At 56.7% G+C, this 25,378-nt stretch carries 23 protein-coding genes; 16 read left to right on the top strand and 7 right to left on the bottom strand.

The window, feature by feature from the left end; genetic code table 11:
• The first annotated feature begins 156 nt into the window (after window positions 1-156).
• The 8 genes from FJW03_RS16480 to FJW03_RS16445 all read left to right on the top strand — a co-directional run bounded on the left by FJW03_RS16480 (window position 157) and on the right by FJW03_RS16445 (window position 11,911).
• Window positions 157-486 (top strand): LysR family transcriptional regulator, encoded by a 330-nt coding sequence (locus FJW03_RS16480; RefSeq protein WP_226890379.1) that lies wholly within the window; start codon window positions 157-159, stop codon window positions 484-486.
• Between the two features lie 127 nt (window positions 487-613).
• Entirely contained in the window at window positions 614-3,505 is a 2,892-nt protein-coding gene (locus FJW03_RS16475; RefSeq protein ID WP_140763649.1) for an SNF2-related protein, read from the top strand.
• Window positions 3,502-5,193: a site-specific DNA-methyltransferase gene (locus tag FJW03_RS16470; RefSeq protein ID WP_140763652.1), complete on the top strand. Its 1,692-nt coding sequence runs from the start codon at window positions 3,502-3,504 to the stop codon at window positions 5,191-5,193. The genes FJW03_RS16475 and FJW03_RS16470 overlap by 4 nt, the downstream gene beginning before the upstream one ends.
• Window positions 5,193-7,880, top strand: coding sequence for a DEAD/DEAH box helicase family protein (locus FJW03_RS16465; RefSeq protein WP_140763655.1), 2,688 nt, complete (start codon window positions 5,193-5,195; stop codon window positions 7,878-7,880). Before FJW03_RS16470 ends, FJW03_RS16465 begins: the two co-directional genes overlap by 1 nt.
• Before the next feature lie 230 nt (window positions 7,881-8,110).
• Complete coding sequence (locus FJW03_RS16460; protein WP_226890378.1) at window positions 8,111-8,767, top strand: ATP-binding protein; 657 nt, start codon at window positions 8,111-8,113, stop codon at window positions 8,765-8,767.
• Between the two features lie 9 nt (window positions 8,768-8,776).
• Window positions 8,777-9,142, top strand: a complete 366-nt coding sequence (locus FJW03_RS16455) for an STAS-like domain-containing protein (protein WP_140763658.1) — start codon at window positions 8,777-8,779, stop codon at window positions 9,140-9,142.
• Window positions 9,129-9,695 (top strand): hypothetical protein, encoded by a 567-nt coding sequence (locus FJW03_RS16450; RefSeq protein ID WP_140763661.1) that lies wholly within the window; start codon window positions 9,129-9,131, stop codon window positions 9,693-9,695. Before FJW03_RS16455 ends, FJW03_RS16450 begins: the two co-directional genes overlap by 14 nt.
• 380 nt (window positions 9,696-10,075) lie before the next feature.
• Window positions 10,076-11,911, top strand: coding sequence for a DUF262 domain-containing protein (locus FJW03_RS16445; protein ID WP_140763664.1), 1,836 nt, complete (start codon window positions 10,076-10,078; stop codon window positions 11,909-11,911).
• Between the two features lie 22 nt (window positions 11,912-11,933).
• On the opposite strand, the gene FJW03_RS16440 is transcribed toward FJW03_RS16445, so the two are convergent.
• Window positions 11,934-12,560 carry a hypothetical protein gene (locus tag FJW03_RS16440; RefSeq protein ID WP_140763667.1) on the bottom strand — a complete coding sequence of 209 codons (627 nt, stop codon included), beginning with the start codon at window positions 12,558-12,560 and terminating at the stop codon, window positions 11,934-11,936.
• A 160-nt stretch (window positions 12,561-12,720) separates the two neighbouring features.
• Complete coding sequence (locus FJW03_RS16435; RefSeq protein WP_140763670.1) at window positions 12,721-13,020, bottom strand: hypothetical protein; 300 nt, start codon at window positions 13,018-13,020, stop codon at window positions 12,721-12,723.
• A 189-nt stretch (window positions 13,021-13,209) separates the two neighbouring features.
• Here FJW03_RS16435 and FJW03_RS16430 point away from each other — a divergent pair, with 189 nt between their 5' ends.
• From FJW03_RS16430 to FJW03_RS16420, 3 genes are all read left to right on the top strand, one after another.
• Window positions 13,210-14,703 (top strand): MobA/MobL family protein, encoded by a 1,494-nt coding sequence (locus FJW03_RS16430; protein ID WP_140763673.1) that lies wholly within the window; start codon window positions 13,210-13,212, stop codon window positions 14,701-14,703.
• Window positions 14,704-14,720: 17 nt separating this feature from the next.
• The gene (locus FJW03_RS16425; protein ID WP_181173239.1) at window positions 14,721-15,188 is read left to right on the top strand and encodes a zincin-like metallopeptidase domain-containing protein; all 468 of its coding nucleotides are present in this window, start codon (window positions 14,721-14,723) and stop codon (window positions 15,186-15,188) included.
• 207 nt (window positions 15,189-15,395) lie between these two features.
• Window positions 15,396-15,716, top strand: a complete 321-nt coding sequence (locus FJW03_RS16420) for a DUF3846 domain-containing protein (protein ID WP_140763679.1) — start codon at window positions 15,396-15,398, stop codon at window positions 15,714-15,716.
• Window positions 15,717-15,955: 239 nt separating this feature from the next.
• On the opposite strand, the gene FJW03_RS16415 is transcribed toward FJW03_RS16420, so the two are convergent.
• The 4 genes from FJW03_RS16415 to FJW03_RS16400 all read right to left on the bottom strand — a co-directional run bounded on the left by FJW03_RS16415 (window position 15,956) and on the right by FJW03_RS16400 (window position 20,177).
• Complete coding sequence (locus FJW03_RS16415; protein ID WP_140763682.1) at window positions 15,956-17,050, bottom strand: DNA methyltransferase; 1,095 nt, start codon at window positions 17,048-17,050, stop codon at window positions 15,956-15,958.
• Window positions 17,047-18,147 carry a hypothetical protein gene (locus tag FJW03_RS16410; RefSeq protein ID WP_140763685.1) on the bottom strand — a complete coding sequence of 367 codons (1,101 nt, stop codon included), beginning with the start codon at window positions 18,145-18,147 and terminating at the stop codon, window positions 17,047-17,049. The genes FJW03_RS16415 and FJW03_RS16410 overlap by 4 nt, the downstream gene beginning before the upstream one ends.
• A 1-nt stretch (window position 18,148) precedes the next feature.
• Entirely contained in the window at window positions 18,149-19,228 is a 1,080-nt protein-coding gene (locus tag FJW03_RS16405; RefSeq protein ID WP_210240591.1) for a hypothetical protein, read from the bottom strand.
• A 283-nt stretch (window positions 19,229-19,511) separates the two neighbouring features.
• On the bottom strand, window positions 19,512-20,177 hold the full coding sequence (locus FJW03_RS16400; protein WP_140763688.1) for a hypothetical protein: 666 nt from the start codon (window positions 20,175-20,177) through the stop codon (window positions 19,512-19,514).
• Window positions 20,178-20,442: 265 nt separating this feature from the next.
• On the opposite strand from FJW03_RS16400, the gene FJW03_RS16395 reads away from it, so the two are divergent.
• The 5 genes from FJW03_RS16395 (at window position 20,443) to FJW03_RS16375 (ending at window position 24,232) form a co-directional block, all read left to right on the top strand.
• On the top strand, window positions 20,443-20,718 hold the full coding sequence (locus tag FJW03_RS16395; protein ID WP_140763691.1) for a hypothetical protein: 276 nt from the start codon (window positions 20,443-20,445) through the stop codon (window positions 20,716-20,718).
• Window positions 20,719-20,816: 98 nt separating this feature from the next.
• Window positions 20,817-21,107, top strand: a complete 291-nt coding sequence (locus FJW03_RS16390; RefSeq protein ID WP_140763694.1) for a hypothetical protein — start codon at window positions 20,817-20,819, stop codon at window positions 21,105-21,107.
• 211 nt (window positions 21,108-21,318) lie between these two features.
• Window positions 21,319-22,104 (top strand): DUF6538 domain-containing protein, encoded by a 786-nt coding sequence (locus tag FJW03_RS16385; RefSeq protein WP_319022919.1) that lies wholly within the window; start codon window positions 21,319-21,321, stop codon window positions 22,102-22,104.
• Entirely contained in the window at window positions 22,071-23,168 is a 1,098-nt protein-coding gene (locus FJW03_RS16380) for an IS630 family transposase (protein WP_140767530.1), read from the top strand. The genes FJW03_RS16385 and FJW03_RS16380 overlap by 34 nt, the downstream gene beginning before the upstream one ends.
• Window positions 23,169-23,266: 98 nt before the next feature.
• Window positions 23,267-24,232 carry a tyrosine-type recombinase/integrase gene (locus FJW03_RS16375; protein WP_181173331.1) on the top strand — a complete coding sequence of 322 codons (966 nt, stop codon included), beginning with the start codon at window positions 23,267-23,269 and terminating at the stop codon, window positions 24,230-24,232.
• Window positions 24,233-24,486: 254 nt separating this feature from the next.
• Here FJW03_RS16375 and FJW03_RS16370 read toward each other — a convergent pair whose 3' ends face one another.
• Window positions 24,487-25,212: a recombinase family protein gene (locus FJW03_RS16370; protein ID WP_140766469.1), complete on the bottom strand. Its 726-nt coding sequence runs from the start codon at window positions 25,210-25,212 to the stop codon at window positions 24,487-24,489.
• Window positions 25,213-25,378: the final 166 nt, after the last annotated feature.

The raw sequence follows: 25,378 nt of genomic DNA, 5'->3' as shown, positions 1-25,378 counted from the left end.
CAATAAATTACATAAATACAGGTAATTGAGTTCCGCTCTACATAGCCTTGTCCCGTTTCCCTTATATAGTAGAAAGATATGCTCCTAAAGGAAGGGGAAAGAACCGCAGTGCTAGACCGAACCGTGAGAACCGGGGTTCGGGTACAAGGGGGCACAGTGAAGGAAAAAACAACCGCCGCTTCGACGGAGTCGATGCGGCTGATCGACCTCCAAACGACAGCCGAGGTTCTGGCCGAGGCCGTTGCGAATGAAAATGGCGCGCGGGAACGTGTTGCCGAACGACGCGACATTCGGAAATCCGTCATCACCGACCGAGTCAGGCGCATGGAGGAGTTCTTGGGCGTTGGGCTGTTCACAGGACCGCAACGGAAGGCCCCTACGGCGGCGGGGAAAATGATGGCCCGGTACGGCCCGAAGCTGATCGAAGAGATCGATCATTTCGCGGGAATTTTGCGGGATGCGAGCGAAAGGGAGGAGCTTCCCTGATCAACTTCACTGACACTGACAAAAAAACTTAGTGAAGTAGCGCAACACCGTTAGGGTTGTCCGCCATCGCGATTGCGCGAATCAACGGTTCCAGTTGATCCGCCGTGCGACAATGGGCTTGGGGAATATGACGGAATACACGCACTACCACAGCAAATACTTTGCCAATCGCATCATGCTGGAAGGACGGGACGACGAAGCCTTCGCCAAGTCTCTTTCCACCGCGCGCGTCGACATGAAACCGCACCAAGTCGAGGCCGCGCGCTTTGCACTCCATTCGCCGTTGTCCAAGGGCGTAATTCTTGCCGACGAAGTCGGTTTGGGCAAGACCATTGAAGCCTGTCTCGTCATCGCTCAGAAATGGGCCGAGCGCCGTCGCCACGTCTTATTGATTATCCCGGCATCACTGCGAACCCAGTGGCAGCAGGAGCTTCAGGAAAAATTCTCGCTGCCAAGTGTCATCCTGGATTCAAAGACGCATCGCGATGCAGTGAAGAGCGGCCAGAAACATCCATTCGATAACCCCGCCTCGATCATCATCACGTCCTATCAGTATGCCGCGCGCAAGCACGACGAGCTTCACCAGGTTGGATGGGATCTCGTCGTCATCGACGAGGCGCACAGGCTGCGCAATGTCTACAAGAAGGGGCAATCCGCCCAGGCGAAGAAGCTCCGGGACGTTCTTGCCTCCCGTTTCAAGGTGCTGTTGACGGCCACGCCGCTGCAAAATTCCCTCATGGAATTGTACGGGCTGGTGTCGGTCATCGATGAGAATTTCTTCGGCGATGAGCAGAGTTTCCGAGCGATGCACGGTCGGGCATCAGATAGGCTGTCATTGTCGGGGCTGCGACGGCGTTTGTCACCGATCTACAAGCGACATCTGCGCAAGACGGTGCAGGATGCCGGGCATGTCAACTATACGAAGCGGGTGGCGGTCACCTTCGATTTCGAGCCGCGCGATTTAGAGACGAAGCTTTACGACGGCGTTTCCGCCTATCTGCAACGCAAGGATTCGATAGCCTTCGGGTCAAAGCCGAACCAGCTAGTCTTGATCGGGGCCCGCAAGACACTGGGTTCTTCCATCGCCGCGATCACCATGTTCCTTGAAAACGTCATCGCCCGGCTGAAGCGCAACCAGATCGCCGACGAGAGCGTCGTTGCCGACATCGACGACACCGCAGAAGTTCGGGAAGAAATCGCCGACGACGCAGTCCTGTCCACAGAAGAGAACGGCAGCGGCACCGACGAGGCGGAAGACGGCAAGTCCCCGGGCGCGATCGATCCGAAGGTGTTGGCGGCGGAAATTGCCGAACTGGAGGACTATGTCGCTCTTGCCCGGTCTATTGGCCCCAGTTCCAAGGGAAACATGCTGATCCGGAAGCTCCCGGAAGTGCTTGATGCGGTCGAGAAGCTGGGCGGCAGACGAAAAGCAGTCATCTTCACCGAGTCCATCCGGACGCAGCGCTATCTGTCCGAAATCCTGTCCGCGAATGGATATGCCGGGCAGATCGTGCTGATGAACGGTTCGAACTCCGATCCGGAAAGTCAGAAGATCTACAAAGCTTGGACGAAGGAGAAGGCAGGCACAGACGCGGTTTCAGGGTCGAAGCCAGCCGACATGAAGAGCGCGATCGTCAGCGCGTTCAAGTCCGACGACAAGGCCATCCTGATCGCAACGGAGAGCGGCGCGGAGGGCATAAATTTGCAGTTCTGCTCCCTCCTCATCAACTTCGATTTGCCCTGGAACCCGCAACGCATCGAGCAGCGGATCGGCCGCTGCCACCGCTATGGACAGGCCATCGACGTGACCGTCGTCAACATGTTGAACCTAAAGAACCAGGCCGAGAAGCGGATTCACGAACTTCTGAGCACGAAGTTCCATCTGTTTCAGGGCGTTTTCGGAGCCAGCGATGAGGTTCTCGGTTCCATCGAGTCCGGCATCGATTTCGAAAAGAAGGTGCTTGCGGTGGTCCAGAGTTGCCGGACCGAGGAACAGGTAAACGAGGCCTTCAAGAAGTTGGAGGCGGAGCTTGAGGAGCAGATCAGCCAGGACATGGCAGCAACGCGCCAGAATCTTTTCGATCTGTTCGATGAGTCGATCGTGAAGATGTTGCAGCAGCGCGATACCGATATCAGGCAGACCATGTCAGAGTTCGAGCGCCGCCTCTGGCTTGTTGCGCGCGCCGAGTTGCCTCAGGCGACCTTCTATGGCGACGGCGTTCCCCGGTTTGAGCATGATGGAAAAACATGGTCTACCGCGTGGCCGTTGGCAGACGAAAAGCGTTGGCAATTTTTCCGGCTGGGCGACGGAACGCTGGCCGACAGTCTGGTCGAAACAGCCCGGAACCGCGACCTTCCTGAAGCAAAGTTGATCTTTGACTACAAGACGTACCGCAACGACGACCAGCCTCGTCTTTCCGATCTTGAGCGCTTTTCCGGAAAAGCCGGATGGCTGAAGGTTTCCCTGCTGCGGGCAGAAACAGCAGTTGGTTCGCGTGACAGCATCATTGTCGCCGCCGCAACCGATGACGGGAAAGCGCTGGCTCAGGAAACAGCGGCGAAGCTGTTCCATGTACCCGCCATAGCCAGCACGGTGGATGTCGCCTATCCGGCGGACAGCATGGCGGCCATCGACGGGGAGGCCATGAAGACGGCGCAGCAGGAAGCCGAGAACGAAAGCCGGAGATGGCTGGACGAGGAAACCGTGAAGCTAGAAGCCTACGCCGACGACCTCGAAAGTGCCAACAAGCGCCGGGCGAAGGAGCTCCATGCGGAAGCCGAGGCGGCCAAAAGAGCACTTCGCGGTAACCAGTCGATCCCGCTGGCGGACAAGATCGAGGAAGAACGCCGCATCAAGAAATTGGAACAGGAACGCGATGATCTTGTGTTCGACAGCTTCAAGAAGCTTCGAGAAATCCGCAGCGAGATCGATGACAAATTGAATGATGTCGCCGCGAAGCTGGCGATCACTCCAAAAATCACGCCCTTGATGACAATCCGCTGGGAACTGGTGGCATGAGCAAGAAAACGCGCCTTGAACTCACTTGGATCGGCAAGGACGAGCGGCCGAGGCTGGAGCCAAGGATTCTGATCGAGGATGCCGAGCTATCCCACCACGCCAGCGCGCGCGGACCCGAAGCGGACATCTTCGACAACATCCTGATCCAGGGTGACAACCTGCTCGCGTTGAAAGCACTGGAGGCTGAGTACGCTGCGCGGGTCAAATGCGTATTTATCGATCCTCCATATAACACCGGGAGCGCATTCGAGCATTACGACGACGGCATTGAGCATTCGCTCTGGCTGTCATTGATTCGCGATCGCCTTCAGATGATTCATCGGTTACTCAGCGACGATGGTTCATTATGGATTACAATTGACGACAATGAAGCGCATTACCTGAAGGTTTTGTGTGATGAGATTTTTGGTCGAAAAAACTTTCTATGTACTATAGCTTGGCAAAAAATTTATACTACTAAGAATTCTGCGAAGCATTTTTCAGGAATGCACGATCATATTTTGGTTTACGCAAAAGACGAGAGTCTTTGGCACAGAAATGATTTGCCAAGAACAGAGAAACAGGACGCAGCGTATAAGAACCAAGACAATGATCAAAGAGGTGTATGGAAGGCGACTCCGATTCACGCAAGAAATTTTTACAGCAAGGGGCTTTACTCGATAGAAAGTCCATCTGGGCGAGTCATCGAAGGTCCACCAAAAGGAACATATTGGCGCGTCTCAGAGAGTCGTTTTCATGCACTTGATGCTGATCGGCAAATCTGGTGGGGAGAAAACGGTGATAATATCCCGGCACAAAAGCGATTTTTGACCGACGTGCAAGGAGGCGTAGTTCCTTCCACTTGGTGGACTTACGAAGATGCTGGGCATAATGCCGAGGCCAAGTCCGAGGTTCGATCTCTATCCACGATTGAGAGTGATTTGTTTATAACTCCCAAGCCGGAAAGGCTTATCCGGCGTGTTTTAGAGATAGCAACAAATCCGGGCGACCTAGTTCTCGATTCATTCGCAGGTTCAGGAACCACGGGCGCGGTTGCCCACAAGATGGGCCGCCGCTGGATCATGATCGAACTTGGCGACCATGCTGTCACCCACATTGTCCCCCGGTTGAGGAAAGTGGTCGACGGCAACGATCCGGGCGGCGTGACGGAGGCCACGGGATGGAAGGGAGGCGGAGGGTTCCGTTTCTATCGGCTTGCGCCGTCTCTCCTTGAGAAGGACCGTTTCGGGAATTGGGTGATCGCTAAGGAATACAACGCCGCAATGTTGGCGGAGGCGCTGTGCAAGCATCTGGGCTTTACCTATTCGCCCAGCCAAGACCCCGCCGAATACTGGCGGCATGGCCATTCGACTGAGACCGACTTCATCTATGTGACTACGCAGTCGCTGACCTATGACGCACTGAAGAAGCTATCCGAGGAAGTCGGGCCGAAGCGGACGCTGCTGGTGTGCTGCAAGGCGTTCAACGCGAAGGAAGACAGCTTTCCGAACCTCACGGTAAAGAAGATACCCCATTCCATCCTCGCGAAATGCGAATGGGGTCGGGACGACTATTCCCTCCGGATCGCGAACCTCCCGGAAAAGGTGGATTCCGTGGAGGCGGCGGAGCCCGCGGACAATGTCGGGGAACCGAAGCGCGGGAAAGCCGAAGCGACGTTGCCGCTCTTCGATACGGCTGGAGGCAAGTGATGTTGCAGCGCCAGCTTCACCAGATCAAGGCGCGGCTTTCACTGCGCACGCCGCAGGCCGAGGCGCTCGACATCCTCGCCGATGTGCTCGACACGATCGAGTTTTCGAAGGGCACGGATGTTGTCGCCGCGCTTGATGCCATCAAGGCGACCTATCCCACGGTGACGGATTTCGAGCGGGACTTTCCGTCGCTGTGTTTCGCGCTGGCAACTGGAGTCGGCAAGACGCGCCTCATGGGCGCTTTCATCGCTTATCTCTATCTGACGGGGCGCTCGAAACATTTCTTCATCCTCGCTCCGAACACGACGATCTACGACAAACTCGTCGCGGACTTCAGTCAGCAGAACTCCCAGAAATACGTCTTCAAAGGAATTGCCGAATTCGCGCAACTCCCGCCCATCGTGGAGACGGGCGACAATTGGGAGCGCGGCTATGCGGTTCGCGGCGACCTCCTCGGCCAGACCGCCATTGTCTTCATTTTCAACGTCGATAAGATCAACAAGGAGCAAGGCCGCATCCGCAAGTTGCACGAATATATCGGTGAGTCCTATTTCGAGTACCTGTCCGGCCTTCCGGACCTCGTGCTTCTCATGGACGAGGCGCACCGCTACCGTGCTAAGGCGGGCATGAACGCCATCGCAGAATTGAAACCCGTTATCGGCCTGGAATTGACTGCGACCCCGCGCTCGGTCGGAGCCAAATCGGTTGCATTCAAGAACGTGGTTGTAGATTACCCGCTCGGTCAGGCGATGGCCGACGGCTATGTGAAGGACCCGGCCGTCGCAACGCGGGAGGGTTTCCGCGTCGACAGCGTCACCCGGGAACAGCTTGAAGGAATAAAGCTGGAGGACGGCATCCACTGCCATGAGCACACTAAGGCGGAACTGGCGATCTATGCGCAGCAGACGGGCCGCAAGCTTGTGCATCCCTTCATGCTTGTCGTGGCGCAGGACACCATGCACGCCAGCGAAATACGGCGATATGTGGAATCGGATGATTTCTTCCAAGGACGCTACCGGGGCCGCGTGATCGAGGTTCATTCGGGAACGCGCGGCGAGGAGACCGAAGAAGCGACCGAGAAGCTTGTCGCGCTCGAACACGATGCGCAAACCGACATCGTCATCCACGTAAACAAGCTGAAGGAGGGCTGGGATGTCACCAATCTCTACACCATCGTTCCGCTCCGTGCGTCCGCATCCGACATCCTGACTGAGCAGACGCTCGGCCGGGGCCTTCGGCTGCCTTACGGTCAGCGGACGGGTGTTGAAGCCGTCGACCGTCTGACGATCATTGCGCATGACCGTTTCGACGACGTGATCAAGGCAGCGCGCGATCCGGACTCCCTCATCTCCATTCGCAAGACGGTCATCGTCGGCGGGAACGGCGACGTGTCCGATATCGGAGCGCATGTCGTTCAAGCTCCTTCGAATGTCGAAACGTTGCTCACTGGAACGGCTGGAACGTTCGACGAATCTGAACAGAAGCCTTACGTCTTCGAGACGCAGGAGGAGCGGGAAGTTGCGCGCATTACCTGGGACGTGATCGAGCGGGAGTTCGAGCGCCGGATCAAGACGGGCATCGAGAAGCTGGAAACTCCGGAAGTTCAGGCCGAAATCACCCGGATCGTGAAGGAAGCGATGGCACCCGAACAGGGAACGTTCGAAACTTTCGAACGAAAAACGGACGTCGCCGCGACCGTCGCCAAAGTGACGAAACAGCTCGTCATGCACACCATTTCGATTCCAGAAATTGTCGTGCTGCCGACAAGCGAAGTGAACTTCGGCTTCAACGACTTCGATCTTTCGAATCTCGAAGCCATCGCCAAGCAGCCGCTGTCAGATCAGATCATGGTGCAGCGGCTTCGCGACGAATCCCGCGCCTTCCTTGCGCGCACAACCGAGGGTGTGAAAGAAGAGAGGTTGGAGAATTACCTTGTCCGGCACCTCATGGATTTGCCGCAGGTGGACTACGAAACCCAGAGCGAGCTCCTCTTCAAGCTGTCCGGTCAGACGGTGAAGCGGCTGGAGTCGTATCTGGCCACGCCGGAAGACGTGGAGAACGTGCTGATCGTTCACGGCAAGGATTTGGCCCGGTTCATTTTCGGGCAAATGCAGACGCACTATTGGGAGACGGCGACCGACTATCGGGCGAGCGTCTCCAGAGGCTTCATCATGTTGAAGCCGCAGGCTTTCAACGTGCCGAGCGAGGCATTCGTTCGGGATTTCCGAACGCCTGTGAACCCGTTGAGCCAAACTCCGAAGCATGTCTTCGAAGGCTTTGCGAAATGTTGCTACCCGTACCAGAAATTCGATTCCGACACTGAACGCGAATTCGCGGTGATCCTGGAATCGAAGAGCGAAACCGGGGTGCTGCGGTGGATGAAGCCGGGCATCGGCCAGTTCCGGATTGAATATGCGGCCGGGCAGTCATACGAGCCGGACTTCGTGGTAGAGACGGACAGGGACAAGTTCATCGTCGAGATCAAGGCGAAGAACGAGATGAGCGATCCGGTGGTTCAAGCGAAAGCCAAGGCCGCCCGGAAATGGGTTCATCATGCCAACGATCACGCCAAGGATACGGGCGGAAAGCCATGGACGTATGTGCTAATCCCGCACGACACGGTAAAGCCGAGCGCAACGCTGGCATCGTTGGTTTCGGCCCACTCCCAAGCGGTCGCCCTCATATGACCACTAGCACGTCTCGCCTTTTTAAGGTTGTTCCAGTCTATCAGAGGGATATCAGGACTGAGACTCACGGGTTCGAGGTGCTCTCAAAGCTGAACAGTTCACTCTCTGGAATGCGCGGAGAGTCAATCCAGATCGACTTTCAAACAGTCCGATGGATAGATGCGCACCTGTGTCCACTACTCGCTATTATTGTCAGACATGCACAGGCGAGAGGAAATACGATCGGGTTGATGTCCCTCAACGATCGCGTGCAGGCGGTACTTCAGAGGAATGGATTCCTGTCCAATACAGTAGAGGACAGATACAGGACAACCATACCGATAAGCGAATTTTCGCTCGATGGTGGAGTTGATTTCTCGCGGTACACGAACACGCACTTAGAAAGACGAGAGATGCCGAAGATGACTAATGCTCTTCGAGGGAAATTTTACGAGGGGCTCGATGAAATCTTCGCGAACTGTTCGCTCCACTCGAATTCAGAGTGTCAGGTCTGCGTAGGTGGTCAGTTCTATCCACAGACCGAGAAAATCGCGTTTTCGATAGCCGATGGAGGAAGAGGGATCGACGGCGCTTTCCGGGCTGCGAAGGGACGCGACATCCGTCCGGATGACGCGATCGACTGGGCCATGCAACCTGGCAGCACCACGCGATCAGGTGACTTGCCAGGTGGTTTGGGCCTCAAACTCATCCGGGAATTCGTTCGGTTAAATGGGGGAAAAATCACGGTTGTGTCGAATGCGGGGGTGTGGTGTCAATCGGGTGGAAATGTCACGAAGGCGATACTCTCATCGCCCTTTCCCGGGACGGCCGTCATATTTGAGATAGTAACCTCCGATAGGAAGCAATATGACTTGGCGAAGGCTCCCCATCCTCGCGACATTTGGTAAGCATGCGGTATGAAGAACGTGACCGTTCCGATTTCATCAATTCTGGGCGGCGGGATTTGTGTGTCCGCCTCCGATGGACACAAGATTTTCGCGATCATTAGAGAACACGTCGTCGCCGGAGATCGGGTTGTCCTGTCGTTCTCTGGGGTGACTCGAATGACGACCGCCTTTTTGAACGCTGCAGTCGGGCAGCTCTACAACGAGTTTTCAGAAGAGCATGTTCGGCGGCATCTAGCCCCGCCAGTCGACGCTGAACCTTGGCATCTGACGCGGCTGAAACTGGTCGTGGATCGCGCGAAGCTTTTCTTCAAGGACGCAGACCGGGTGGCGCGTGTGTTCAAGGAAGCGACCGGACAGAACGATGACGATCTTTGACGCGCGCAAAGGATGTCGACTGGCGGGTCGACGGGTCGTGTTCGACACCAATGTTTGGATTTCGCTTGAAGGGTTTGATCCCCGACCTGATGAATCCGAGATGTACAGCACCTTCTTCAACGAAATCAGAAATAGCGACAATGTGATTGTGGTGACAGACTACATTCTTGGCGAATTTTTTAACAGGTGCTGCAAAATCGAGTACGAAATGCGTAGGAAGTCATTCGAAGAAACAGCTCAAAATGGGGAAAAATTCTCGCACTATAAGAAATATAGGAAGAGTTCTGAGTTCAAAGATTATATGGAAACGATGATTGATGTCTGTGAAACCATTGTCGCTGACGGTGAGTACGAAGCGGTCAATGGCGCGCAGGTTGATATTGGTGATGTGATATCGGAGGCAGCATCAGGCTTAATAGACTTCAGTGATATAATGCTGAGGGAACATTGCCGTGACAAAGGATATGTTATCGTGTCGCACGATGCGGATTTTGCAAATTGCGGTCTCGATTTCGTAACGGCAAACCCGAGAATTCTGTCGGCTGCCCGCTGACTGGTCCGCGCTGGTTCCACTCCCGCGTCAGGCGTGCCCAGAGCTATCGACGAGTCGGTGCTGGGTGGTGTCGTCGTTCGGTCGATGGTCCAAAGATACCAGTCGCCCGTCAGGCAAGCCCGATCAGGATGTCCGATCGGTTGTACAGGCCAAGGCCAAGGCGACGCGAAAATGGGTGCACCACGCCAGTGAGCACGCCAAGGATACGGGCGGGAAGCCGTGGACTTACGTACTCGTGCCGTATGGTGCAGTGAAACCGAGCGCGACCTTGGCATCGCTTGTTTCGGCGTACGGGCAAGCCGGGCAACTGGTGAAGTAACGTAGAAGCAGATTAGGGTATCTCGCGCGCCGTGGGATGCCGAATTTTTGGGGGACATCCTATGCGGCCGTTTACGCGGACAATCATTGAGCTTTTCGATGGGAAGCGTCGCTACCTTATTCCGCTATATCAGCGGCAATACGCATGGAAGGTAACGCCCCAGCTTGAACTCCTATGGGAAGATATCGATCGCGCTGCACGACACCTGGAAAAAGCCGGACAACTCTCGGCCCCCCATTTCATGGGCGCAATCGTGATCTCTCAAATGAAGACATTCGGTAAGCAGGTCCAAGCTTTCGAGGTCATCGATGGCCAACAACGGCTGACCACTTTTCAGCTCTTATTGTCCGCCTTGCGCGACGTAGCCGCTTCCCTGTCTTCTGAATATGCGAATGAGGTCTCGAAATATCTGTTCAACGATGGCGTGATGGAAACGTCGGAGGTCGAACGTTTCAAGCTGTGGCCATCCATGACTGATCGTTCTTCATTCATCAACATCGTCGATCCGAGCGGTGAACTTGGGGAGGTATTCGCAATTCCAGACGACGAACAAGGCGTGGTTCGTCCGTCTGTTGCAGCGTATGCCTTTTTTCGAGCTCGCATCGAGCAGCATGTATTTGTCGACGGGGCATTCAGCGCGTTCCGCATGGAAAAGCTATTCGAAGCCCTTCGATCCGGCCTTGCCGTGGTTTCCATCGAACTGGAAGGAGGCGACGACGCGCAAACCATCTTTGAAACGCTTAACAGCCGAGGTGTCGACCTAACGGCAGGCGACCTCATGCGAAACTTTATTTTCCAGCGTGCGAAAGGGCTAGGACAGACCAAAGGCTCGCTCAACATTGACAAGCTTTACCAGTCATACTGGCTGCCACTGGATCGGTGGTTCTGGCGCGAAGGCGACACGCGAGGGCGGCAAACCAGATCGCGCCTTGACTGGCTTTTCGTTGATCACTTGGCGATGATGCGATCCGATCTCGTATCGGCCGACCATTTGTTCGAATCCTACCGAAAATGGATTCTCGAAGATGAGCCCTTCGATTCGATCGAGGAAGAACTCAAGGCAATTCAGGCTAGCGCTGCCATCTATCGTCGAATAGCGGAGCAGTCGCCGGACGATCCGCTTGGTCGTTTTGGCCGCTTCGCAAAAGCATTCGACGTGTCTACTGCTATGCCGTTGGTGCTTTACCTCGCGACCCAGGCTGGCCTGCCCGAAGGAATCGCGACCGCACTGACGCTCATAGAATCATACATAGTTCGCCGCGACATCTGCGGCTTGCCAACCGCAAATTATAACAGGTTCTTTGTCGACATTATCGCCAAGCTTCGAGCGGCGGGTAGCGAGCCGCTAGCGATGCTGCATGAGGCGCTTTCATCGAGTCAAGCAGAGGTCACGCGTTGGCCGACCGACAAGGAATGGAAAGACAGCTGGCTTGGACGGGATCAATATAAGGCAAGTCGTCAACCCCGGCTTCGTCACCTCTTCGAGGCCATCGAGCATGTAAAACGTGCAAATGATGGCGAGATCATCGCCATCAAGAGCGATCTGACCCTCGAACATATCATGCCGCAGAAGTGGCGGCAGAATTGGCCTGTCCCTGGCTTCGATCACCTTGAAGAGGGTGAGGTAGACGTTGAGCACACATCGCGAGAGATGGACCGGGAGCGGGCTATCAACAAGCTCGGCAACTTGACCCTTTTGACACACAAGTTGAACGCCAGCATATCCAACAGTGCCTTCCCGTCGAAAATGCCAGCGGTTCGAGCCCATGCAGCGCTGACGCTAAATCGCGAGCTACATCACTACGAGCACTGGGATGAGGAATCGATCCTTCAGCGTGGTGCCCTGCTTTTTGAGACGGCACGGACTATCTGGCCAGCTCCGGTCTCGCCTGAATGAACTGCTGACTTGCCGCAACTTATTAGGACATTGTCGGCGGAGAAGGATCATCTTCGGGATCGAGATCAGAAGAGACTATCGGGGCAGCAGTTTCGGTTTTCGGCGGACTCAGCAGCTTGCCCCCGTGGAGGGTCCATTCAGGAATGAGCTCCAGAATCTTCCGTTGGCGGATCGACGAGGGCATGTCAGTGCCGTCCGTCACCGACGTTAGCGGACGCGGGCTGACTGCAACGATGTCTCTTTCCAGATCGGCCCAGCCGTCGACTGCCTCCATTTCGCGGAGGTAGATCGCGAGCGGGATCGATGTCCGGTCAATGTGACCCCATTTTTGCCGGATGACTGGATTGTCCAGGTTGCCTCTATTTCGAATGAGGAAGTCGACCATCTGAGAAACATGCTTCGCTTGGAAGTCGGTGGGCGGACGATAACGCGGTTGCATTTCCCCGTGCAGCGCGCTGCCCGTTTCGGAAGGAGTCAGGGCCTGTTCCTCGTCAAGGCTCGTCTCGGCCGTCTGAGCTGCTTTCTCGACCTCGGTATCGTCAGTCGGGAGGGCAGCCCTCGACCAAGACAGGGCGGGTTTCATCTGCCGATCGAAGATCAGGGCAATCAAGATTGCAGCCGCGATGAAGGGCCAGAGCGCCTTGGGCATACCACGCCTGGTTGCGTAGCGCTGGGCTCGGGTCCTCGCAACCGCGCCGCAGCCGCGTCGCGCTTCCCGTTTCGCATGACCGGAAGCGACAGAGTTCGGGTTTAAGGCGGTGTTCGACACTTGCCGAGACGGAGCGCCATCGCGGAGGTTCACGAGCCTGTCATGCGTTCCCATGGCCGTCCTCCTTTGCGTCGAGCGCGAACGGCGTATCGCGGAGAACCTGACGGTCCTGCGGCCGGGCAAGGTAACGATCGAGCCAGCGGCGGAAGCCCGCAACCATCTGATCGCCCCTCCCGGTTTCGGCCAGCGCCAGGATTGCCCCGCCGAGCGTGTGTTTCAGTTGGCTTTGCGTCTTCCTGTTGGAACGATCGAGCGAGCGCCGCAGTCGTGCCGTTCTGGCCCGCGCGGTTCTCTCTCGCGCCCGTGCCAGTTCCAACTTTTGAGAAAGATCAGCGGCCATATCGTCCCTCCGGGTTTTGAATGCTCCGGGACTATTGTTTGTCGGCGTTTGCGCCGGCGCAAACGCGAGCTCATCGTTGAGCGATGAGAACCGGGAAAAAGAGGATGAGGCTCGCCTATACATCGCTGTCGCGACGTGGCTCGAAAAAAGATTTCGGCGGCAGCCCGTCCGACAACGAAGGGGCCGCCGATGGCTGATTTCTTTCGTGTCCAGCTCGGGGTAGTCAGTCGCAGCGATGGTCATTCAGCAGCGAAACGCTCCGCCTATCAGTCGTGCGGGAGGGCTGTGGATCACGAGGGCCGCTCGTTCGATTTCAGCAGGAAGCGGAAAGAGCACGTCCGCACCATCATGCTCGTGCCGGATCATGCGCCGAACTGGGCCCACGACCCTGAAGCGCTCTGGCAGCGAGCGGCTGCGGTTGAGAGGCGGATCGACGCTCAGGAAGCGCGGATCGTCGATTTTTCCATGCCGAGGCAGATTCCGGAGGCGTTGTGGGAGCCGTGCATTCGTCATGTTTATGGACCGTTCGTTGAGCGCGGCATGATCTTCCAGATCGACATTCACGATGTTGCCGCCAGCGACGGCGGCAGGAACATTAATATTCACGGCCTTGCGACCCTTCGCTCGATCGATGGCGACGACATTTCCGCGCGAAAGGATCGAAGCTGGAATGACCTTTTCCGCGAGCGCAACGGCCGCAACGTCCGGGAGCTGTTTGCCGCCCAACTGACCGCCTTCTGCCAGCAGCATGGCTTCTCGTATGACGGAGATGCCCGGCCTAATTCCGAACGAGATCTACCGGACCCTGAACCGCGACTGCCACGATGGAACTTCGGATTCTTTGAACGAACCAGCGAGATGCCCGAAGCGCTGGCGGCGCTTCAGGACCATCGGAGGAGGAGACGGGAGTGGGAGGCAGCCCAGGCAGAGGAGATCGAAGCTGCCCTGGAGCTCAGGCATCTGGAAACGCGAGTCGGCGCGCAGCGTCAGCGCCAGATCGTTCCTGCCAATCCTGGCCAGCGATCGTCATCCAAGAAGGACCGCCGCGCCGCAATACTTCGCACGTGGCACCGGAGCGGATGGATCGACGCGGAGGCCATTCCGTCGATCGCGTCAGTCAGGTTCGACGAGAAGCGAGACCTTCTCTGGATCAATCTTGCGGATGGTACGGCTCTTATCGACCGGGGCGATGCAATTTCGTTGAAGGGACGCATCACCTGGACGGCCGCAGCGGAGACAGCCGCAGCCGCCGAGCGCCACGGATGGGAAAGCGTCGAGGTTCATGGCGATCAGGCCTACAAAGATGCCGTGACGGTCGCCTGCATGCTACGTGGAATCGAGGTCAGAAATCACGTTCTTTCGCCGAAAGCACAGGCTGCCTTCGATAGGCTGCGCGCCGACCAGTCAAATCGTTCGACAAATCCGAACGAACCGGGCTCAGGAGCGACTGGAGCCGCCAAAGCGGACGTTTCTCCGGCCCTGCCCACGTCAGCATCGCGACTGTCGAGCCGTGAGATCCATCTGGCGCTCACAAAGCGAATAACGGTTCCAAACCCGCCCCCCATGGAGTCGCCTGACACGGAGAGTTCTGCCCCTGTCTTCAAGCCTGCCTTCCCCCGACGACAGCCGCCGAAGAAGCTGCCTTCGGATCGCCGTCAGCCTGGTTTCGACAAGGCCCACTAGCGTCGGTCCCTGAGCCAGTGCGCCATATCTTTTCTGTTCAAGGCGGCGATGCCGTCGTGCGAGCGACTAGCGTTCGAATCGAGAGCAGCGGCAGCCGGGCATGTTACGTGCCGTCGCTGGACATGATCCGGATGCCGGATCGAAAGGCGTTCAACGGAACGCCAACGTCCTCACCAAGGAGGCCTATTACTCCACTCTGTTCCACGAGCTGGCGCACACTGGACCGCACCCGTGCATCGTTGCGCCCGCGACATGTCCGGAGCTTCAGCAGCGAGGCTTACGCCATCGAAGAGTTGGTCGCCGAACTCGGAGCCGCTTTCCTTTGCGCCGATATCGGCATCAGTTCAGCACCGCGCGCCGACCATGCCGACAACATCGCCAGTTGGCTGAAGTGCCTGAAGGCCGACAGCCGCACGATCTTCAAGGCTGCGGCGCAAGCGAGCAAGGCTGCCGCGTTCATCTTGGGGAATCCAGCACTTGTGTAGCCGGGCCGTCATCAGGTTGCGTGGCGGCCTTCCAAAGTGAGGGGCGACTGTCGACTAGTTTCAGGCGTTCCGTCCGATACAAGGCCCACTTGGCAGCGCTTCGTTCGCTTCAAACTCTGGACCCGTTTCGCGAAGCGCCTGGCCTTAACGGATTCGAGACTCCGTTGTCGCTAGAGACGCTGGAAAAATGAATTTCGGAGCACAACAATGGACGGAAAACTGATCGTCGCCTACGCGAGCGGTGAAATTACACAACGCACCCTGACCAAATGGCCGTCACTGAAAGAGCTTCAGGAAGCCGTTGGTGGTTACATAGAAAAGCTGCCGCTACCAACCAATCGCCATTTCGAGGAATGCGTCGACGAACATGGAAATCCGCAGAAATGCGTCGCGTATTGCAATGAGGAAGGAAGGCTTGTTGGGTTGCCGAGAAACACCTCCCTCATCGGGAAATCGATCTCCTATCCGGTCGTCGGAAACATCGCGATCGTGACAGGCGACAGCGAGTTCATGAGCCAACGGCACTAGTCTCGGGTGAGGGAGAGAGGAACGCGGATTCGCGTTCCCCTCGTTCTCCAAAAAGCATGTCGTCCGGCCTCGCCAATGAATTCAGGTCGCCGGGTCGAGGCATGCGGAGTTTGAAAGGAGCGGCGAGGATTTAACTGGATCTTCCGACAACGAGTGGACGGTCTGACGACAGTTATGCCGTCATACACACTCAGCCTGCCAATGAGATAAGGCAGATTCAATCATTGCTTGGCGGTCGACTAGGTAACTTGGAAGGTAAAGTCATGCTCGAGGCGTTCAGGTTTGGTTCCTGGGCGGAAGGAATTAGTCTGGCGTTTTGTGATTTCGGACGAGCGGCCACTGTGTAAGGCCCGAACTGTACGACGTTTCATTGCTTCGGAGAGTCCAGATTGCAAGCCTTCCAGCAACGCGTCTTTGGCCAGCCGAGTCCCGCCGATCCGAATCACAATTGTTGAGCTTTCTCGCAGCAGCGGCTCGGTGCCGTTCCAAACTTCTGAGAGAAAGCTCCAATAGTCTGTCGGCACAGTATGTCGATCATCCCGATTCAGGCGATGGACGGGCCGTTCCGAGCCACCGAGAAACCAGAGCCGAAGCCATTGGTCTTCGGAATAGTCTGTTGTATCCAGATAGGGTGGGGAGGTGACCACAAGCGCAACCTTGCCGTTATGCTCAACAAACCTTTCAGCTGCCTTTCGGGAGTCTGTGAGCACAACCTTACCGTGGGCCCTGGGGGGCAGTTTTGAATATCGAAAACTAGCTGCTTGACGAAGGATTTTGAAGGCGTCTCGCTCTGGTGGTTCCAAACCGCGCTCTCGCCACCATCGCACGGAGTAATCTGGCTTGGTACTGATTGTCCGGGGCATGCGATTGCTGAGGCACATCGCCGAGCGATGAGACTCGCCATGAAGAACCCCCAAGATAACGGCGGCTATGAATCGATCCGTCGGATCATCTTGCCAAGTCAGCCGCTCGCGTAAAAATGCGATTTGGGCAAACGTCTTGACATGAAAACACGTGGCAAAAAAATCAGAGGGCGGTGTCGCCCGCTCGTCAATCGCCTCGAATAATTCCTCCAACGCGTTCAACCTAGCAAGTACTGCCTGGAGTTCGGGCACCTGGGCTTTGGCTCCCGCAACGCAAGCAGCCACGGGATTAATATCCGAGCCAATAGCCGCGCGGCCATTGAGCAGGCTCTCAAGCACAGTGGTTCCGCGCCCACAGAAGGGATCGAAGACCAAATCCTTCGGTCGTGTGTAGGCTAAGAGTTGCTCGGCAACGAACCTCTCTGGGAACATCGCGAAATAGGGGCAAATCGCATGGAGCGGATGTCTCATGCCGCGACCCTCTTTTCAGCGAGAGATCCCATTACCTCATCAACCCAAGCTGCGACTTCGCTCACTCGATCAGCCCCATCTATGCCTGCCCTAGGGCCCCCAGGGGCGCTTAACGCTCGGGCGGATGAGTTAGCGATACGACCTCGGTCGAATATGATGCCAAACGCGCTTTCTCTGACGACGAAGCGGCGAAGAATGCCATTCTTAAAGGGTAGCTTTTTGCCAGTAGCATCCTTGGGTGGCTCGTCGAGATCGAACCAGAGCGGGAAGGGGATACATATCGCTGGCACAAAGTGTTCGAATACCCCGTCTACGAACCACTGCTTTATTGCCTTCACATCGTTCGCGACTGGCTTGTCCTTCCAGTCTAGCCCAGAGGCCACTTGCACGAACATCAAGAAAGTTGCGGCATTGCCATCGTCGAACGGCCGCCATGCGATGATATCGACGCCGCCATCCTTGAGCTTGGCGTCAAATCCATACGGAATGTCTGATCGGACACAGTAGGAACCATAGCGAAGCCAGGCTGCCTGCAAGGCAGGAAGAAAGCCGTCGCCAGTTGCTCTTGGGAAGCCGAACGACACTACTTGAGCGTCGGTATATCCGCCAACAGCTATACACGAACATATCTGAAATATGTTTCCAATTCTTTGCACAAAGCCACGTTCTGCTTTCGGAACACTTATGAGGTCTTCGCGTATCCCGGAGTCGAGAAGGCAAAAAGTGTAAAAAAGCTCGCCTGTTTTGGCCTCATTCCAAGTCGGCTTCCGGAGTAGAATTTGCGATTCACCGAGCTTGCCGTTGACCATCAGTTGGAATGGGTAGGCCGAACCAATAGTCTCCACCCGAAGTGAGATTTCCTCGACAATGCGTTCCTCAAGATCATCGGCAGCACGGTCGGTCACTTCGGGCTCGCCACTGTCGTCGGCATCGACATCGAGTTCCTTCGCCGATGTGCGGTCGTCCGAAAGGCGACGCAACTGAGATCTAAGCGTTGAAATGGACACCTGCCCGGCGGCACTAGTTAAAGCGAGTAGCTCTAGCCAATCAGCGAATCGCGCACGCCGCGAATTTAGGTCAGGTGGATTGATGTGCACCTTACAGATCCTCGTCTTGGCCGAGGCTCTTCTTCACCATCGCATCGCGCAAATTCCGAACGGTCGTCGCCAGATTCCGGCCCATTGCAAGGAGCGTATCGTCACCTTCAAAGTGCGCTGAAAGCCCAAGCGCGTTCTCGCACTCTCTGGATGCCGCGATAAGCGCCTCTTTGAAGCGCACTGATGGCGGCTCAACTTGCTCGAATGCCTGATCGAGTCGACGGGTGGTAGTCAAGACGGCCAAAGCAGTCTTGTTCTCCATAACGCGCACAAGCTGATTTAAGTTTGGATTCTGGCTTGCGATAAGGGTCGACTCCTTCTTTGACTCCTGACCATAGAGCCACGACATAAGCTGACCGAGCTGTTCGCTGTTTTCGGTTGGAACAGGGGTTTGCGAGTCATCGTCATCGTCTATTCCCAGATAAGTCCGCACGGCGGGTCTGGATACTGCTGTATAGAGATGCGAGAACGCAAACCGCTTCTTGGTCCGATCATTTAGATCGAAGCCTTGCGCTTGCGCTTGCTCCAGAACGCGATAGCCGGCGACTAGACGGCGAACCGTGTTGTGATTGTCGCCCAGCATCTTGCTGACAACCTCCACGTCCTCGCCTTCTTTCAACCAATCGGCTGCGTATTTCGCCTTGGCATACGCGTCCCATTTGAACGGGCCATTGATATGCTTAAAAGCAATAAACCGCCGCGCGGCTGCACGGTTCGGGACGTATCGAACGCGGACAGCCACAGGCAACGGCTGCGGATCCGCTATAACGGGGAGGCGATAATTCATCGCTTCCCGGAGCTTTTCGTCGGCAATAAGACGCAGAGCGGCGAGGCGGCGGTTTCCTTCATAGACAATGTTGGTCTTGTCTTCGACAATTAGCGGTTCGTAATCGATCCACCCCGAAGACAGAATCGACTGTACGAGTTCCTCGACATCATACTCGTCAACAAGGTAACGAACGACTTCGTCGTCAGTTTCGAATGCCTCAGTCGGGACACGGGGATTTAGGAGATCGAGATGCAGATCCGCAAAGGGGACCATGACATCGCTAGCTGCCGGGTTCTCGATACTTTTCGCCACTATCGGCCCCCTTTGCTGGAGACACGCATAACAGGCTCATCAGCGACGGCCTTCTTGAGTGTCTGACTAATCCATTCCTGAAGAGTTGTGTCACGCTCGGCGACGATCAGCCTGAGCGCCCGATGAAGGTCTGCGTCAAGCCGAATGTGGACCATGCGTGCCTTTTCATCACTCACGTGGCCCGATGGATCTTTAGCGCCGATCGTCGCCCCCCTTGTAACACAGTGACTCGTGTAACATGCGCTCCGTTGGCTCGCCAGTGCCATTGGCATGCAATAGCTTCCTATGCCGGCTGATCTGCATTGCCCAACGTTTGCAGGGCCATTCGCAATTCGCCAAGGAGTGTAGCGAGCCGACCCCGGTCCCTCTCATGCATATGCCGGAAGGGCCATGGATCAGCGGCAATTATATCGATCACGCTCGTGACATCGGCGCAGATGCGCGGAAGGCCCGCAAGTTCGATCGACCAGCCTTTCGGTGTGAAATGCACGAAATCATTCCGTAGCGTGTTAAGCTTGCCAAACGAGCGGTGGTGATGAGGTAACAGCGCTAAGAGCGCGCCCGCGCCGCCCTCGACTCGTTTGACATCGTTATGCAGGCGTTCGAAGAGATCAGGCGCACTAGCAAGACGCTCCTCCGGGAAGGCATCCTCCTGTCTCTTTGGTTGGAATATCGGTCCCCACTCGTCCTCGCGGACAAGAACCCTTTCGACTTCGCCTCGCCTGTCCCTTTCGTGCCAATCAAGAATCTTGCGAACGCATCGATCGCTTTGTGCCCCGAGTTGAGCCGTTCCAGAGAGGTGGCAGACCATCGCTCCTTGAAGCGCGCTATGGAGGGAGTGGATGGCCCATTTCCAAAGCCCAGGTTCGTCGCTGGCACGCCGGACACAATGCAGACATTCCGACAGGGACGTGAGCACGTCAGTGTTCTCGTCAACCCTCAGCCACATGCGGATCTCCCCTCCAGTCTCTGGCCCTGTCGTCATCCTCCTCGTACCACAAACGTAGCGCCGGGCGCGCGCCCCATCGACCGCAAATAGGGTCGCTCCGACTGCGTTCGCAAGCCTGGAGAGGCTTTCGAGCACGATCGGCCATCGCTCCGGGATAATGGCTGCCTCGTATATGCGAGAAGTTCGAGAATAGCCCCCGGTTTTACTGTTTCTGAACACCCGTGTTGCTAAATGGACGATAAGACTTGGAAGGAGAAATTGAACAATGGAAACGGGAACACGGACCGACCGACTCGCCGCGAATCTGAAGCAACTTGCCGATCGGGCTGCGAACCTGCAGATGGCTTGGTTCTTTCCCCATCCGGACTCTACTCCCGGCGAGCAGCAGATGTCCGTCGTTGAGCACGGCCAGGAACTCGTCCGGCTCGCTGCCGCCGCCGAAGCGGTAGGTAAGCCGGATGTCGCCAAACAGGCCAGACAATACGCAGAGCAGATGTCGAACTTGAAAGAACGGTGGCAGAGCCGGATTGCGAAGGGATAGTCATCCTCCGAAATGAGCGGGCGAAACCACGATCATCGCTCGGGCTGGCCCGTTCGCTTTCCCTCTACGCTAAGGCAGGCAAACAACCGGAGACAGCAATGGGGAAACTTGCAGCGCCGATCAGAGACTTGCCCGGCACCATCAAGCGCCTCCAGGAGAGGGTCTCTTCCCTTTCCAAGGTGGCCTTGCTCTTCCCCGATCCAGCTTGGACTTTGGAAGAGTTGGAGACGGCCGGGGCGGAGGTCGGTCGTAAGCTGATGGAAGTGATGGCCGCTGCCGAGGGTGCCCGTAGGATGGACATTGCGAAGGAGGCCAGGGATTCCGCCGACCTGATGCAAGCCGTGATCAATCGTTTGGAAGTGCGGCTAGCAGCTCTTCGGCCCTTGTGAATGGGCCACAACACTGGTACACAAGAGGTCTTCAGCGGCGACTGAATCCCTTGGTTTTCAAGGCTTCCAGGTGCAATTTTGAGGAGTTCAATCCTCTCTCGCAGCACCAGTTCCTTCGCCTGTAGCGTCAATAACTTAGCTTTTTCCGTAGCTTCCCACAAGACGGCTGCTACAATGGAGAGCACGATTGGCAACGCGGCGTAGGTGGGTGATGACGGGTCCATGGCCCCATCCGAAAACGGGTATTCTCTATTTTCGCAAGGCAACACCTCCCGATCTCTTCAGGGACAGAGCCCGATTAGCGGAGTTGGGCATCAAGCTTACGGGAGAAATCCACCGCTCTCTTGGCACCAAAGACCGAAAGCTAGCTGAGCGGACCTTTAAGGAAGTCTCGCTTGAGATAGAGGCGATGTGGTCTAGATGTCGCGAGCTGTTAAACGGCGGGCCATTGGAGATAAGCCACAAGAACGCGGTGGCGCTAGCGGGGGCGGATGCCGTCACATTCCTCCAGGAAAACGAAGGTAACCCGGATAAGGTTGCCGCGCCGACCGTTTGGGTGAACAGCATCTTCCGAACGATGCGGAAAGCGCTCGGCTTACAGGGCAGCCAGAGCTTGCGCCTTCATGAACTAGAGGCCGCCCTTGCACCTCTGAAGTTCATTGACCTTAAAAAGCGCGTAGCAGAGTTGTTGCCAAACGAACCACCGGGCCCCTCGAAGGCCGCTCTGCAAACGTTGGAGTATGCGCTCCGGGCGTTTCCCAGCGCAAAAAGTCAGTTCCGCGCGAAGGCCGCGTTGAAGTCAAAGGGCCTCGTCGTCTCGGCTGCCAGCAAGGCGAAGCTAATGGGGCAGTTCGCTAAGTTTCACGGGTTGGCATGGGAAAAACTTGAAGCCTACCTAGTCCCCTGGAACAAAAGTAAGCTTCATTTTGTTTGGCTTCTGTCACAAGAGCAGGAGTTTGATTCATGGCTGGCAGGCAGGCGGACCTTGTCGTTCTAAGCGACGCGGATAGAGGTTTCCTCGAATCTCAGGTGCGCCGGCATAAGGCGCCGCGCTCCTTGTCGGATCGATGCCGGATGGTCTTGCTGTGCGCGCAGGGTTTGCAAAGCAAAGACGTTGCCGAACGCCTGGGTGTTCACGAGCACACGGTTGGCAAGTGGCGCCGTCGGTTCGTACAGGATGGTATTGAAGGGCTGACAGATGAATATCGTACCGGTCGACCGCGAACTGTCTCCGATGCCCAGGTTGCTCAGGTCGTCGAGCGTACGTTGAACACCACTCCCAAGGATGCCACGCACTGGTCCATCCGTTCGATGGCAGCCGACCGCGGCCTTTCTCATACCACCATCCGTCGGATCTGGACCGCGTTTGGCCTGCAGCCGCATCGTACCGAGACATTCAAGCTTTCCTCCGATCCGCTCTTCGTTGATAAGGTGCAGGACATCGTCGGCCTCTATATGTCACCACCGGACCGGGCGATCGTGCTATGCGTGGATGAGAAATCGCAAATCCAGGCATTGGATCGCGAGCAGCCGGTTCTGCCTATGGCACCGGGCGTCGCCGAACGGCGTACTCATACTTATGTTCGCAACGGCACGACTTCTCTGTTCGCCGCGCTCGATGTTGCCACTGGGGCGGTGATAGGTCATTGCTACAAGCGTCACCGGGCCACCGAATTCCTCGACTTCCTGAAGCGGATCGACACCGAAATGCCCAATGGCCCGGACGTGCATCTGGTGATGGACAACTATGCGACCCACAAGACGCCGAGGATCAAGGCTTGGCTCGCGCGCCGTCCACACTGGCATGTTCACTTCACGCCAACGTCGGCATCCTGGATCAATCAGGTCGAGCGGTGGTTCGCAGAGCTGACGCGAAAGCAGTTGCAGCGCGGCGTACACCGTTCCACCGCAGAACTGGAAGCTGATATCGACGCCTTCATCGAAACCCACAACGAGAACCCGACCCCATACAAATGGGTCAAATCCGCCGACCAAATCCTCGCGTCGGTCAAGCGCTTCTGCCAGAAGACAATGAACCGAACTTCAGATTCAGGTGACTAGACGGAAACTACCGGCCTCCGGAATGGTTGGGTGGCATCCCCTCCTTCGAACTGCCGGCCAGCCCTACGATTGACACAGTCCTCTCGCTAGGGCGCCTGTTGGATCACAAAGCCAAGACCACAAACATTCGTCCGAAAACGGTCACGGACAATCGCGCCTACCTCGACAAGTTCTCCGCCTTTCTTGGCCATGACGACGCCCGGCGGGTGACCAAGGATGACGTGCGGCGGTGGCGGGACAGTTTGATGGAAACCGGGCTGTCGCCTAAGACGATAAGTGACAGATACCTCTCAGCAGTCCGGGCCGTCCTCACCCATGGGGTGAAGGAGTTCGACCTCCCGTTCAACGCCGCTTCGGGCATAGTTGATAATCGCGCTTTGCCTGCTCCGATACGGTCGAAAGGATATTCGGAGACAGAGGCGATTGCCATCCTGAAGGCCACTTTTGGCGGATCACAAAAAGCACTCTCCGCGCCGCACAAGCGTGCGCTTTTCTGGGTGCCGTGGATACTAGCCTACACCGGCTTGAGAGTGAGTGAAGTGGCGCAGCTTCAGGGTAAGCGGCTTATTGAGGCGGGCGGAACTCCCTATCTCCTTATCACTCCGGAAGACGGAAGCACCAAGAGCGGCAAGGCTTGGGCAGTAGGCATTCACCAGCATCTTGTTGAACTAGGCTTACTCGGAATGCTCAGAGATGCAGGACCTGGCCCGGTGTTCTATGAGCCGTATCCGAAGGTGACCGATTTGAGCAGCCTTAAAGGTAAGCACAGGGCCCTTGATGCCGGCATGCGGGTGGCGGCGTGGGTGAAGGGGCTCGGCTTGGAGGCTCCTCTGGGCCGACCGAACCACGCGTGGCGGCACCTCTTCACTACCCGAAGCCGAAGCTCTGGGATGGACAAGGAGGCCCGGGACTTCATGCTGGGCAGCGGTCCGATAGATGCACGGGAAGGCTATGGTGATTGGCCCCCTTCGGTGCTTGATGCTGAAATCAACAGGCTGCCACGGTTCGCTGTAGAGGACCCCGGGAAGCGGCCTTACCGATTGGTTGGAGGGGACGATGGTTGAGAATGCTCTTCGACTGGCGCTGCCCGGCGCGGTCCTGCTTGCTGGCCTTTGGCTGAGTCTGACATTTCGCTACGATGCGCAGGTATGGGGCAATTCGGTGTTAGTTCATGACAGGTGGCTCGGAACACTAGAACGTTGCGTCGACAACGCTGGGATAAGCCGCTGCCGTCCAATGCTGAACACCGGAATGTTGCCGATTCAGAGCGCTGTGTCTGACGGTGCTAAGCCAAAGCCAACGATGTCCGACGAACAGTTCAAGCAGTTTTTGGATCGCCTGCCGGCAGCTTCCCCTCAAGTCGCGCAATGAGCCGAAGCACACCGGTAGCATTCCACCGGCTCCCGCGTGGCGTCTTGAAGCCTCGCTCATTGAAGGCGCGAGCCAACCCCTGAGCTGACGTAGTGCCATCGGCGCGAAGGCTGGCAACAGTTTTGAGATAGCGCTGAGCTGCGGCATTGGCTTTGGCCTTGATCCCCGCAACGGCCTCCACATTGCCCAATCCCGCAAGGTGCGCCGCGCCGTTTGGGTTGCCGAGTTTTGTCCCCCTTCGCTTCGCTGCTGCAAGGGCTGCCTTTGTCCGCTGCGAAATCATCTCGCGCTCTCGCTCCGCCACCAGCGCCAGTATGCCCACGGTGAAGCTATCAGCTTGCGGCATATCTGCCGCCACGAAGTCTACGCCAGCATCCCGAAGGCCTATCATGAAGGCCGCGTTACGTGAGAGGCGATCGAGCTTCGCGATTACCAACCGGGCACCAGCGAGCTTGCAGTGCTCAATGGCGGCATGCAACTGGGGACGGTCATTCCGCTTTCCGCTCTCCGTCTCAACATATTCAGTAAGGATGGTGCCACCTGCGCCTGCTCCCCGCACATAGGACTGCACGGCTTCGCGTTGAGCCGCTATTCCCAGCCCCAAGGCCCCTTGCTTCAAGGTTGACACGCGGAGGTAGGAGACAAAGCGAGGCGAGGCGGCAAGGTGGTCCATAGTGAAACGCTCCAACTGGATGTGTCAAATAGCCTAACGAACGTTTGGCAATTTGCAACAAGATTGTTTTTCTTTGCGACACTGACCTCCGCTTCCACCGAAATTGGTCTCCCGACGCCAAGGGTTTGACACCGAGAAGAAACGCTTGTTCATTTCCGCTTCTTGC

Source organism: Mesorhizobium sp. B4-1-4, from assembly GCF_006439395.2.
GTDB lineage: Bacteria > Pseudomonadota > Alphaproteobacteria > Rhizobiales > Rhizobiaceae > Mesorhizobium.
This window is presented reverse-complemented; position numbering and strand designations above follow the sequence as displayed.